Raw genomic sequence first — 13,295 nt, 5'->3', positions numbered from 1 at the left:
CCATTAAATCATCATAAATAATAGTCCAATGTACCAGAATATCGTGTTCATAGTGAGAAAGTCCCAAATTTCACGAAAAATTTTGCCCAAAGAAATGTTTTTATTTTTAACGGCCTCAGATATTGCAATTATTATTATAAATATAAAAAACAGCAAAAATCCATATGGTAAAAATTCGGATCGTTTTTGCTGAACCACAATTAAGTGGCAGGCAATCACTAAGAAGAATGGGAGAATATCATACCCATGAAATTGTGCTTTTGGAAAAAGCCTATTTAGTAAAACTGCCAAAAAAATCCCAATAAGTGGTAATAAAAAAATTAAAAACATATTTTTGTCCTCTACTATTACTTAATTTCCATTTTAGCTTAATAGCTGTTTGAAAAAAACCATTAAGTAGAATAAAATATTGTTCAAACGGGAGGTCTAGTGATGACACGGAAACATAAAAAGAAAAAATCAGGATTTGAAAAATTGACTATCTTTATGGCATGGCTAATGGCAATTATAACCTTAGCGGCTGTTTTAGTTAACGCTTTAATGTCCTTAGGATATTTCGAATAAAAAACGTGAGAAATAATTTCTCACGTTTTTAATTTTGATAATTTTCAAGTTTTACCATAAAAGGAAAATTATTAGCTAGCATACCCCAAACTCTGTAGGTAATCAATATGAATACAAATGACCAACCAATAGTTGGCAAAAAACTGCCCAGTAATGCAGAAACGGAAATGTTGCTGATACCCATTAAGTTTAAAACTAACCAGTTATAGCTGTTAATTAAAACTGTACTCAGTAAGACCGCTATTAACCTTACCCAAAAAACTTCTGGAAAGAACCGAGCACTTTTTTGCAACAACAAGCATACGCAAGGCAAGCAAACTGAATAAAGTCCTAAAACACCATAAAAATAAATATCACTAACTATACCCGCTCCTGCAGCTAACCAGAGTTCGTAGGAATTGGTATCATCAAACAGAGCAATCAGCATCATGCCTATAGGCATCAATTGATTCGCGCCTAAGTTAAAAAATGGATGTAAGTATAATGATAGACTCCCATTTAAAGCTAAAGCCAAAATTAAACCTAGAGCCAACGTATATTTTTGTAAAGAACGCATTAATCCGTCACCGTCCTTTTAATAACGGTAACAACCGACGGATCGTTTAATTCTCCAGCTGGATTTATTCTAATTAGATCTGATAAGCCAAAAGTATCATGGGTTGTAGTTGCTACTTTACCAACCAATAACCCCTTCGGGGAATTGCCACCCATTCCGCTGGTATAAATTTTGGTTCCCTGTTTTAGCTTCTGACTATCAATTGCTTGTGTGAAAGCTAAAGTCTTATTACCAATAACAGTGATTATACCATGAACCTTTTTGCCATTGGTTGCTTCCGCCTCGACGGCGAAACGATTAGCAGACTTGTCAGTTGCAGTAATTAACTCAACTTTGGCCGAAGCTGCACTGACTTCAATAATTCGACCGATAACTCCGCCACCAGACATAACCGCCATATTTTTCTTAAGGCCGGCAGTTGCACCTTTATTAATCACAAGTAGGTCGGTCCAGCTATCAGGTGAACGAGAAATAACGGAGGCATTAACAATATCAAAGTCTGTTAGAGTCTTTTTCACTTTTAACGCTTCTTTTAATTGACGATTTTCAGCCTCTAGACTAGCATTCCGTGTCTTCGTTTGTTCTAACTCCGTTACCCGGCTTTTCAGATAATTATTTTCATTTTGTGTATTTAGTAAGTCATGAACCGTGTTAAAACTGCCAGAGACAAGTCCAATTGGTAAGTCAACAATCCTTGCTCCTACAGCAACAATATCATTGCCAAAACTTTGAACAACTAATGGTGTGTTTCTTTTGTTTCGCAAGCTTACAGATCCACCAATAATCGAAAAAATCACAATAATGGCAATACAAACTGATAATAATTTTTTGTTTTGTAGAAACTTCTTCATTTGGAATCGATCCCTAAAGAAAAGTCGGCATAAACGGCCGACTTGTAATATTATTTGCGACTTCTACGCATTACTTCAATATTTTTAAGAGACTTGCCGGTACCGATTGCAACACAATCAAGCGGATCTTGAGCAATAAAGACAGGAACTTTAGTAGCTTCTGAGATTACATCTGGTAAATTCTTAAGCAATGCTCCTCCACCGGTTAAAACTATACCGTGATCAATTACATCAGCAGCAATTTCTGGTGATGTTTGCTCAAGCGTCTCTTTAATTGCAACAATAATATCTTGGACAACATCTTGAATTGCCTCAGAAACATTAACAGCCTTTACATCAACGGATTTTGGCAAGCCTGTAACTAAGTCACGACCACGAATATTTACGGTCTCAATATCTTTTGCCTTGTCAACCGAAGCCGAGCCAATCTGGATTTTAATATCTTCTGCTGTACGCTCACCAATAAGCAGGTTAAAGTTTGAATGAATGTAATTCACAATAGCAGCATTAAATTTATCACCTGCCTGACGGATTGAAGTTGAAGAAACTATCCCACCTAACGAAATAGTAGCAACATCAGTTGTTCCTCCACCAATATCAACAACCATTGAGCCTGTTGGGTCCATCACTGGAAGACCAGCACCAATAGCTGCGGCAAAGGGTTCTTCAATTACATAGGCTTCACGTGCACCAGCAACACGAGCAGCGTCGATGACAGCACGCTTTTCTACTTCAGTTACTCCTGAAGGAACGCAAATCATTACTGAAGGCTTCGCGTTACCAACTGTTTTTTCAATAAAGTACTTGAGCATCGAAGCCGTTGTATCATAATCCGCAATCACACCGTCTTTCATTGGTCGAATTGCAACAATCGATGACGGTGTTCTACCAATCATTTCTCTTGCTTCTGAGCCGACAGCAATTACTTTATTAGTTTGTGTATTTTTGGCAACAACGGAAGGCTCTCTTAAAACTATACCTTTGCCTTCCATATAGACAAGTGTATTGGCTGTTCCTAAATCAATGCCAATGTTTTTTGCTCCTAATCCAAACACGAAAATCTCTCCTTATTCCTGCAGTCTCTAAATCTTGAATAATTATAGCATAAAGTGCAATTTAAAAAAGATTTGCGGTGTAACTTTAAGACGAACTTAAAACAATTGGTGTTCGCGCATACTCAAATAACGCCCTTTTCCTATAATAAAATGATCTAAAAAATCAACATGCATCATCTCTGATGCTTTTTGCAACATTTTTGTTAATTTCAAATCACTTTGTGAAGGAATCAAGTTACCACTGGGATGATTGTGAACTACGAATATACCTGCACAAGGATATATTACTGCCCAGCGGAAAATCTCACGTGGATGTGCAACAGATTTATCCAAAGTTCCCCTAAACAGACATTTTTCAGCAATAATATGATTGCTGTTATCAATATAAAAAGCCCACAGTTCCTCTTGTTTGCGATTGGCTAATTTATTAGTCAGATACATGCCTACCTCATTACTAGAAGTCAACACATCATCACGATCAAATGACGCCATTCGCAATCTTTCAAGCAAATCTTCACTTATAATAGCTATGTTCTCAGGACAATTTGCGCCCGATAAATATTTAAATAAATCATTAAAATCATTTAACCCTAATCCTTTTATTTTTTGGATTAGTTGTTCAAATTTAGTAATTCCCTCTTCCTTTAATTGACCAAATAAAGTGCTCAACAATTCCATATCCGTATTAATTAAATAGTGCTTGGACTTCATAATTTTCATTAAATCATTCCTTTCACTATTAAATACGTAGAAAATTACTGAAATTGCTTTAAAACTGCAAAAAAGTCTTTACAAATGCACGTGGCAATTTCATGATCCTTTTTGTTAGCCGGTATTAGTTCTGGAACCATCATACATTTGATTCCAGCATTTACCGCTGATTGCAGCCCTGGTGAAGAATCTTCAAATGCCAACAAATTAGTTTTTGCAACCCCTATTTTTTTGGCAGCCAACAAGTAAATATCCGGTGCTGGTTTGGGTCTAACGTTATTTTTTAAAACGTCATCATAATTTAAGTGAAACTGAAAATAATTTCGCGTTCCCGTCACCCATAAGTTATGCTCTACCACATTCTCTGTATTACTAGTGACAATAGCCATTGGTATGTCACGCTCATACAAAAAATCTAAAGTTTCTTGCACTCCCGGACGCAGCTTCAGCTTTCCCTGGTCAGTCCATTGCCACACCAGTTCATCAGTTCTTTTAATAAACTGATCACGTTGAGCATTACTTTCAAAATACTCATTATAAAAATTTTGCATATCATTATTAGTTGAACCAACCAACTTTAAGTACATATCATCTGGAGTTGATAAATTGGCTTCATGAGACGCTTGAATATTCGCCTGCCAGTATAATTCTTCTGAATTAACCAGTAAGCCATCCATATCAAAAAGCACACCATTAATTTCGTCAGTGCTGTTTTCTATCCTCATTCTTTTCCTCCATTTGCAGGATGTTGCCCACCAAATAAAACGAACCTGTTACTAGCAGTATATCATTTGCCTGGCTAGCTTGTCTCATCTGGGTATAGGTTTTTTGCCAATCCGAATGGTATTCGTATTTTTCCCGAACTTCTGGTGGAAAATCGGCTTCTTTAGCCGCCCGTGGATAGTCAATTGTTGTAAGCATGACGCGGTCAGTAGGTTTAAATAGAGCAAAAACTTCTGTTAAATCTTTATCTTTCATCATCATGATCAAAATTCTAATTATTCCATGCCGTTTTTGCTGCTGCTCGTGAGCAAAAGTTAACAGATTTTTCATCGCTTGAATGTTATGAGCACCATCAAGAATAATTAGCGGCTTGGTCGCCAAAATTTGATAGCGACCTGGAATAACAGTTTCATTAATTGCTCTTTCAATTTGAAGATCAGTTAACTTCAAATTTAATAACTTAAAAGCCTGAACAGCCACGGAAATATCAATTTCTTCTACTCTAGGACGGGCGGTAAAAGATAAGGTGCTGTTTCTGTCACGATATATCATGTCCTTATTTTTCTCAGTTTCCATTCTAAAATTCTTGTTCCAGAGCTTCACAGGGGCATTTTCGTCATTGGCCTTAGCTAAAATAATTGGTAATACTTCTTCGGGAATATTGCCTAAAACTACCGGCCGATTTTTCTTGATAATGCCACTTTTTTCGCGGGCAATATCCTCAAGTGTTGGGCCAATAATTTGTTCGTGATCAAGCCCTACTGTTGTGATGATACTTACTTCTGGGGTAATCACATTAGTTTTGTCATGTTCACCACCGATGCCCACTTCCATCACGGCAAAGTCACATTTTTCCTCAGCAAAATAAAAAAAAGCCATCGCCACTTCATATTCAAAAGTCGCTAATGCAAAGTCAGGTTCAGTTTGACGAATCTTGCTAAGAACTTTTTCAATCTGATTAGCCAAATCAATGAGACGGTCATCACTGATGTTTTGTCCATTTAACTGAATTCGTTCATTAAATTCGAAAACATAGGGTGAAACAAAAAGGCCGGTCTTTTGACCAGCCTTTTGCAACAAATTACTTAAATAATAACAAGTTGAACCCTTACCATTAGTGCCCGTGACATGAACGGTTTTTACTTTATCCTGAGGATTGTGTAAAGCAGCCAAAGTTCTTTTAATGTATGATAAATCTGCTTTTTCATGAAACTTCGGTAGCGAATATAAATAACTAATCACATCTTGAGTATTGGTAAAATTCACATTATTCACTCTTTTTCAATTCTTCAATTCTCTGGCGAACACTGTCAAGTTGGCTTTCATAATCAGCTTTTTTAGCTTTTTCTTTGTCGATAACAGCTTCAGGAGCATGGGCAACAAAGCCTTGATTGCTCAGCTTCTTGGTTGAACGCTCAACTTCACTAACCAGATCTTTTTCTTCTTTTTCCATTCGCTTGATTTCATCGTCAATGTTAACCAAATCAGCTAATGGAACAAAGATTTGTGCTCCTGAAATAACTGCTGTCTTAGCTAATTTTGGTGCAGCAAGTTCAGTTGCAATAGTCAACTTCTTCGGGTGCAAAAAGTTCTTAACGTACTCTTCATTATCAGTCAGAATTTGTTCGTTTTTGGCATCTTCAAGTTGAATCATGATGTCAATTGGTGATGATAATGGGGCATTAACTTCAGTACGGATGTTCCGAACAGCCTTGATCACTTCAATTAAGAAAGCCATATCATGATCTGCTTTTTCATTAGCAAATTCTGAGTGTACTTCTGGATATTTAGCAGTCATGATTGACTGACCATCATGCGGCATTGACAGCCAAAGTTTTTCAGTAACAAACGGCATAATTGGGTGCAAAAGTCGCAAAGTTTGGTCAAGAATCCAAACGAGGTTAGCTTGCTTTCTTGTCTTCAGTTCTTCATTTTCACTGTTTAAAGCAACTTTTGAGATTTCAATATACCAGTCACAAAAGTCATTCCAGATAAAGTTGTATAATTCTCGACCAGCCTCACCAAATTTATACTCATCAAACAACCGAATAACTTCACTAACAGTGTGATTTAAGCGGTCGAAAATCCAACTGTCTGCCAGGTCAAAATTGGCAGTATCTGGGATATGAGCTGGCTTGGCATTTGCTGGCAAGTTCATAATTACAAACCGTGCGGCATTCCAAATTTTATTAATAAAATTCCATGCCGAAGCAAGCTTCTTAGGGTTATAACGTGTATCTTGGCCTGGAGCAGTTCCATTAAGTAAAAACCATCTTAGGGCATCTGCGCCGTATTGATCAACAACATCCATCGGATCAACACCGTTACCGAGCGATTTACTCATCTTTCTGCCTTGTTCATCACGAATTAAGCCGTGGAGAACAACATCTTTAAACGGACGTTTCTTGGTAAAATGAAGACTTTGGAAAATCATACGTGAAACCCAGAAAGGCAAAATATCGTAACCAGTGACTAGAGTATTTGTCGGGAAATAGCGTTGGTAATCAGCAGAATTTTCATCAGGCCAGCCCATCGTTGAAAATGGCCATAATGCGCTTGAAAACCAAGTATCTAGAACATCTGGGTCTTGCTCCCAATTTTCGCTATCCTTTGGTTCATGCTCGCCAACGTATATTTCACCAGTTTTTTTGTTATACCAAGCTGGAATTTGGTGCCCCCACCATAACTGGCGCGAAATTACCCAATCATGAACATTCTCCATCCATTGTTTAAAAGCCTGCTCAAATCTTTCAGGTATAAATGTCACTTTATTTTCAGTTTCCTGATTTTGCAATGCCTTTTCTGCTAACGGCTTCATTTTAACGAACCATTGAGTAGACAGACGCGGCTCAACTTGAACACCAGAACGCTCTGAGTGACCAACAGAGTGAACAATTGGCTTAACTTTAATTAAATAGCCTTGATCTTTTAAATCTTTGACAACTGCTTCACGACATTCGAAACGATCCATGCCTTCGTATTTACCAGCATTTTCGTTCATCGTACCGTCATCATTCATGACATTAATTCGCTTCAAATTGTGACGATTGCCTACGGCAAAGTCATTCGGATCGTGAGCTGGTGTAATCTTTACTAAACCAGTTCCAAATTCCGGATCAACATGTTGATCTTCAATAATCGGAATATGACGGCCAACAAGTGGCAAAATCAATTCTTTACCAACAATATCTTTGTATCGTTCATCTCCATGAGCTACCGCAACAGCAGTATCACCAAACATGGTTTCTGGACGAGTAGTTGCAATTTCAACAAACCCAGAACCATCGGCAAATGGATATTTAATGTGATAAAAAGCACCTTTATCGTCTTGGTGAATAACTTCAATATCACTCAGTGCCGTTTGCAGCTCTGGATCCCAATTAATGATATATTCACCACGATAAATTAATCCTTCGTTGTATAGTTGAACGAAAACCCGCCGAACCGCTTTGGACAAGCCTTCATCTAAAGTGAACCGTTCGCGAGAATAGTCAAGTGACAAGCCCATCTTTGCCCATTGACTCTTAATAATATTGGCGTATTCATCTTTCCAGTCCCAAACTTGCTTAACGAAAGCTTCTCTGCCCATCTGATGACGGTCTTTGCCCTGCTTACGCAGTTTTGCCTCAACTTTAGCCTGTGTAGCAATTCCGGCATGATCCATTCCGGGCAAATAGAGTGTGTCATAACCTTGCATTCGTTTATATCTTATTAAAGTGTCTTGAATCGCTGTATCCCAAGCATGACCCAAATGCAGCTTACCAGTAACATTGGGTGGAGGAATAACAATTGAATAAGGGTGAGCTTTTTTATCTCCAGAAGGTTTAAAAAGATCTTGATCAAGCCATTCTTGATACCGGCCTTCTTCAACCTCATGGGGATCATATTTAGGTGCTAAATCTGACATAATTTTTCTCCCAATAAAAAAATCCTAGACAAATTGTCTAGGACGATCTAAATTAACCGCGGTACCACCTAAGGTTAAGCAAGTTAAAACTTGCTTCTCTTGAAAGTGATAACGGTGAACTTACCGGATTAGCCTACTAATAGTTCAGCTAACCAGCTTAATCAAGCTACCAATTAACCTTCATTCGGCCTTTCACCAACATTGGGCCTTTCTCTATTTATAAGGTTAATACCTCTTGATTTTTGCTTTGCTAGCATTATAACATGTTTTTTAAAGTAGTGCAGTATCTTCTTCGGCTTTATCAGCCAAGAACTTTTCGTCAGGATAAATTGGCGTTACTTTAATACCAGCAAGCGCACGCTGAATTAAGCCATCAACATCAAGCCGAGCTTCATATTCCCGTGCCTTATCAAGTCTAGGCTTAGTTTTAGGACGTGGTGGAGCAAAAATTGTACAACAGTCTTCAAATGGTTGAATTGATAAGTCAAATGTTCCAATTTTTTCAGCTAAACTAATAATCTCTGTTTTATCCATCGTAGCAACGGGACGCAATACGGGAGTCGTTGTTACATCATTAATGGCCGTCATTGATTCAAGCGTTTGCGAAGCAACTTGACCAACAGATTCACCGTTGAAAATTGCTAGGTCTTTTCTTTTTGCCCGAATTTGGTCAGCCAGTCGCAACATAAAGCGGCGCTGAACCGTCATTAAGTAACCTTCAGGAATTTTTTCTTTAATTATTTCTTGAATTTCCGCAAACGGAACAGCAATAAAGTTAATTCGTCCGGCATAATTAGCCAAAATTCCTGTTAACTCCTTGGCCTTATTCAAAGCCTTCTCTGTCGTATAAGGCGGACTGTAAAAGTGGACCATTTCAATATCAACGCCACGTTTTAAGGCAAGATACGATGCGACAGGAGAATCAATCCCACCAGAAAGCATCATAACAGCACGCCCACCTGTTCCAACAGGCATTCCGCCTGCACCGCGCAATAATTGGTTTGAAAGATAGACTGCGTCCTGGCGAACCTCTATACGTAAAACAAGATCAGGATGTTTCATTTCAACTTTTAAATCAGACATATGGTCAAAAAGATAATCACCAATCATTAAATTTAATTCATTGGTATCATAAGCAAAATGATGATCACTACGCTTGGTATTGACTTTAAATGTCATGCCTTTTTGGTAAATTTCTTTCATCAAGGCAAGAGCAGTTTCTTCAATTGCCTCAAGCGTTTTATCAACCTTAATTGTCGGTGAATATGTCTGGATGCCAAACACTTTTTTCAAATGTTGGTCTATTTCTTCAAATGGTGCACCATTCAATACGATGTGCATTCTGTCATGTTTAGGGTGAATCTCAACTTGCGGATAGTCGCGCAATACTTTGGTAACATTACCAGCCAAACGACCAATAAAATCTTTGCGATTTTTTCCCTTAGTTGAAAGTTCACCATAGCGAACCATAACTTCAGTATATTTCATTAAAAATTATTCTCCTAAATGATTAATTCGAGCAAAGTGACGGTAAATCTGGTCAAAAACCGCGATAAATTCATCCGCTTCTTCAAGTGTATTTGTTTCGTCAAAGCTCAGCCTAATGGCACTAGTCGCGATTTTATCATCAATATGCATAGCAATAAGAGTACTTGCCTCATCTACCTTGGTTGAAGCACAAGCAGAGGTTGTGGAAGTATAAATATCATGTTCTTCCAAAGTATGGACAAGTGTTTCGCCCCGAATGCCTTCTAGTGAAAAGCATAAAATGTGCGGAGCAAAATTATCGTTAACTGGTGAAAATATTTTAATTCCTGGCTTTTTTTGCAGATAATCAACAATTTTAGCTTTAATTGCTGCTTCTTTATCAGCCTTAGTTTTTTCATCAGTTAAGACTAAACGCATCGCTTTCGCCATTGCCGCAATTGCCGGTAAATTTTCGGTTCCTGAACGCATGCCTTTTTCTTGCCCTCCACCATCGTGAAGGGGTGCAAGCATCTTACCTTCTCTTTTATAGAAAACGCCAATGCCGCGTGGTCCGTGGAATTTATGCGCCGAAAGACTGGAAAAATCGACCCGCGGGGTGAATACACGTGACCAAATATTTTTGCCTAATGCCTGAACATTATCTACATGAAAATTGATAGTCGGATAATTGCTTAACAGATCGCTAATCTCATCAATTGGCTGAATGGTGCCAATTTCATTATTAACACCCATTATTGAAACTAAGGTAGTATCTGAATCAATTGCATTGCGAAGGTCGTTGACATTAACTCGCCCTTGTTTATCAACTGGCAAGTGCGTAACCCGAAAGCCGAGGTACTCCAAAGTATTAAAAGCATTTGTGACAGACGCATGTTCAACACTAGAAGTTATCAAGTGTTTGCCAAATTTTCTTTTCTGAAAAGCCGTCCCTTTAATCGCCAAATTATTAGATTCAGTTCCACCAGAAGTAAAAAAGATTTCCTCGGTTTGTGTTCCTAATAAACTAGCGATTTGTTTTCGGGAGCTTTCTAATAATTGAAACGCCCGGTCACCTAATTTGTGCAAACTTGACGGATTGCCCCAAATAGTTTGCGCGACTTGATCATAGGTACTTAAAACAGACGGATCAATTTTAGTCGTTGCACTATTGTCAAAATAAATCATTTAATAAAATCATCTCCATGTATATCTGATTTTTTTGCTCAACATCAACTCTTTCAGGTATTTTTGCTTCGCTTAAATTCGTTTAAATTCGTAAAAAATCGATATTTTTGTCCCTTTTGTGTCCCCAAAATTGTTAAATATTTTGAAGTCATTGGAAAACTTTGCCATTAGTTATTCTATCATTTTAATGGCCTATTACAAATTTATAAATTAACGCGTATAAGCAGGATAAACAAAAAGCCTAGAAATTAATCTAGGTTTTTGTGTCATAGCTAAAAAAAGGAAGTTGGGAAAATTACTCCCACAGATAATTATATCAGCTCAACGTGATTGATATTGCTTAATTCTATCTTAGATCCTGAAATCACGATCTTATCGAGAAAATAACCTTGCACATGTCCAATTATGTCCGGTTGGACACGATTATCAATGTCTAATTCTTTTAATTGAACAGAAACTTGCTTATGATTAGAGTAAGCCGTTATTAATAGCTCACTTGCCTGCTCTTTTGACATAGTCGGCTTTTTAGAATATACCACTGCTCTCTGCTGCTTATCTCTATTAATAGCTGCAGTGTGGTCGCTTAGCATTAGACCCTGCCATTTTTTCATCCCCCGGTCTTGATAAGTTTTAAAAAAATCATCAAGGATCTGATCAAACTCTTTTTGATTGTATTTTTTGCGCATTTTTATCCCTCTGCAAACACTAGTTTGCATTTATTATAGCACAAAAAAATAGCCACCCTAGTTTTTCCTAGAGTGGCTTTATTCGATAGAAAAAAGATAGTTAATAATATATTGTTTTACAAAATAATTTTTACTTTGTCACCATTAATCCATTTATCATTGCCTGCTCCAATTAGCAAATAACCCTTGCGTAATTTATAGGCTTTATAACGTGAACCCTTGGCGAATTTGCGTCCAGTTACTGGACCATCTGCTTCGGCGTGGCCTTTAGCATTGCCAGTAACTTCAATTACGGAATGAATATCAGGGTTGTCTAATAAAGGATTGCGTTTAACAACCCCAGTTCGAGGGTCAATATAACCTTTTTTGGTTTTATAAAACCCTTTTTCATAACCCATAATTTCGATAGTTTTATTGTAATTTAACATGCCTAATTTCTTATCATTGTTAGGTCCTGCCCATAATGTAGCGCCTTTCTTTTTTGTTACCAAGAAACCGCCATACGCAGTAACAGGTACTTTGATTTTCCAATCCATTAACTTGTTGTCAACTCCTTTGTCGTTGTTTTTGTGCTTATCCCAGTCATTTTTACTGCCATAGTAAATATCTAAATCCAGTGGGCCGTTGTAACCATTTAGACGGCCATTTGCCGTGTATTGAAACATGGCCATTTTATTCCAATGACGCACAATTCCGTATAAATCACGTGGTTTAAAACCATAATGTGGAGCCATGTCGTTATACTGTGCTATCCAGACACTGTATTTTTTAGCCACCGACGACCAATTGTAATAGTTTTCATCAGCCAATCCTAAATAGATCATTGGTTTAATACCGGTCTGTTTATAAACATAATCAAGCCAATCAAGTGCCCATTGTACACCACCATAGGTTACAACAGTACTTTCATAATCTAACACAATAATTGAATGTTTAAGATATGGTTTAGCTGACCTTAGAAAATAATCGGCTTGTACCTGCCAGCTACCTGGCCGAGCAAAGTGGTAGAGCCCTGTCAGTTTTCCAGAGTTTTTAGCCTGACTCATAAACACTGGCATTAATCCATCAGTGAAGTTGTTATTTTCCGTTGCCTTAGCAATAACGCCATCCGCTTTAACATTGGCCACATTAAGACCACCGTTGTTATTTGAAACGTCAATCACGTTAAGCATTGGTATCAGAGCCTTTAACGTTGTCGATCACTTTTGACTCATCAAAATCATCAACGGATTGAGCTTCATCTGAATTGTTAGAAGCTGGTTTAGCAGCATTCATTTTGGCCACTTCTTTTTCTGCGAACGCCTTAATTGCCGATTCAATATCAGGAGTGATTTTTATACCAGAGTTTCGCAAAATATTGCATACGCTAGTTACTACAATATCCATCTTAGCGGTACCATTGCCACCAGTAGTTTCAGCTTCATGAACAAAACCGGCCGCTAAATCAGGAATCTGTGCAATCCACTTATTTTTGATTTCATGTTTTAAACTATATAGTCTAACTACGCTGTAAGCAATGATTGCAACAACAATTAGTAATGCATAGATCATATCAAAAATTTCTTTAACGCTCATTTTTTAATTTCCTCC

At 37.6% G+C, this 13,295-nt stretch carries 14 protein-coding genes; 1 reads left to right on the top strand and 13 read right to left on the bottom strand.

All coding sequences use genetic code 11. The features are described from left to right. Positions 1–3: 3 nt before the first annotated feature. Complete coding sequence (locus tag J3U71_RS03645; RefSeq protein ID WP_220269568.1) at positions 4–330, bottom strand: DUF3397 family protein; 327 nt, start codon at positions 328–330, stop codon at positions 4–6. Positions 331–432: 102 nt separating this feature from the next. Between J3U71_RS03645 and J3U71_RS03640 the strand changes: the two genes are divergently transcribed. Next, positions 433–564 (top strand): DUF4044 domain-containing protein, encoded by a 132-nt coding sequence (locus J3U71_RS03640; RefSeq protein WP_220269567.1) that lies wholly within the window; start codon positions 433–435, stop codon positions 562–564. A 28-nt stretch (positions 565–592) separates the two neighbouring features. Here J3U71_RS03640 and mreD read toward each other — a convergent pair whose 3' ends face one another. From mreD to J3U71_RS03580, 12 genes are all read right to left on the bottom strand, one after another. After that, positions 593–1,120: a rod shape-determining protein MreD gene (mreD, locus tag J3U71_RS03635; protein ID WP_267392721.1), complete on the bottom strand. Its 528-nt coding sequence runs from the start codon at positions 1,118–1,120 to the stop codon at positions 593–595. Then, positions 1,120–1,971, bottom strand: coding sequence for a rod shape-determining protein MreC (mreC, locus tag J3U71_RS03630; protein WP_267392722.1), 852 nt, complete (start codon positions 1,969–1,971; stop codon positions 1,120–1,122). Before mreC ends, mreD begins: the two co-directional genes overlap by 1 nt. A gap of 50 nt (positions 1,972–2,021) precedes the next feature. After that, entirely contained in the window at positions 2,022–3,026 is a 1,005-nt protein-coding gene (locus J3U71_RS03625; RefSeq protein WP_220269564.1) for a rod shape-determining protein, read from the bottom strand. Between the two features lie 96 nt (positions 3,027–3,122). Then, a complete protein-coding gene (locus J3U71_RS03620) occupies positions 3,123–3,746 on the bottom strand; it encodes a JAB domain-containing protein (protein WP_267392723.1) in 624 nt (207 codons plus the stop codon). A 35-nt stretch (positions 3,747–3,781) separates the two neighbouring features. After that, a complete protein-coding gene (locus J3U71_RS03615) occupies positions 3,782–4,462 on the bottom strand; it encodes an HAD family hydrolase (RefSeq protein ID WP_267392724.1) in 681 nt (226 codons plus the stop codon). After that, positions 4,440–5,726 carry a bifunctional folylpolyglutamate synthase/dihydrofolate synthase gene (locus J3U71_RS03610; protein WP_267392725.1) on the bottom strand — a complete coding sequence of 429 codons (1,287 nt, stop codon included), beginning with the start codon at positions 5,724–5,726 and terminating at the stop codon, positions 4,440–4,442. Before J3U71_RS03610 ends, J3U71_RS03615 begins: the two co-directional genes overlap by 23 nt. A gap of 1 nt (position 5,727) precedes the next feature. After that, entirely contained in the window at positions 5,728–8,367 is a 2,640-nt protein-coding gene (locus tag J3U71_RS03605) for a valine--tRNA ligase (protein WP_267392726.1), read from the bottom strand. A 270-nt stretch (positions 8,368–8,637) separates the two neighbouring features. Continuing rightward, on the bottom strand, positions 8,638–9,855 hold the full coding sequence (gene thiI, locus J3U71_RS03600) for a tRNA uracil 4-sulfurtransferase ThiI (protein WP_267392727.1): 1,218 nt from the start codon (positions 9,853–9,855) through the stop codon (positions 8,638–8,640). Positions 9,856–9,861: 6 nt separating this feature from the next. Beyond that, positions 9,862–11,019 (bottom strand): cysteine desulfurase family protein, encoded by a 1,158-nt coding sequence (locus tag J3U71_RS03595; protein ID WP_267392728.1) that lies wholly within the window; start codon positions 11,017–11,019, stop codon positions 9,862–9,864. A gap of 311 nt (positions 11,020–11,330) precedes the next feature. After that, positions 11,331–11,705 (bottom strand): hypothetical protein, encoded by a 375-nt coding sequence (locus tag J3U71_RS03590; RefSeq protein WP_267392729.1) that lies wholly within the window; start codon positions 11,703–11,705, stop codon positions 11,331–11,333. A gap of 116 nt (positions 11,706–11,821) precedes the next feature. Further along, entirely contained in the window at positions 11,822–12,877 is a 1,056-nt protein-coding gene (locus tag J3U71_RS03585; RefSeq protein WP_267392730.1) for a GH25 family lysozyme, read from the bottom strand. Then, positions 12,870–13,280, bottom strand: a complete 411-nt coding sequence (locus J3U71_RS03580) for a phage holin, LLH family (protein WP_267392731.1) — start codon at positions 13,278–13,280, stop codon at positions 12,870–12,872. Before J3U71_RS03580 ends, J3U71_RS03585 begins: the two co-directional genes overlap by 8 nt. Positions 13,281–13,295 lie beyond the last annotated feature (15 nt).

The sequence above is a fragment of the Lactobacillus sp. B4015 genome, assembly GCF_026536055.1.
Classification (GTDB): domain Bacteria; phylum Bacillota; class Bacilli; order Lactobacillales; family Lactobacillaceae; genus Lactobacillus; species Lactobacillus panisapium.
Note: the sequence above shows the minus strand (reverse complement) of the source record. Positions and strands in the feature narration are given on the sequence as shown.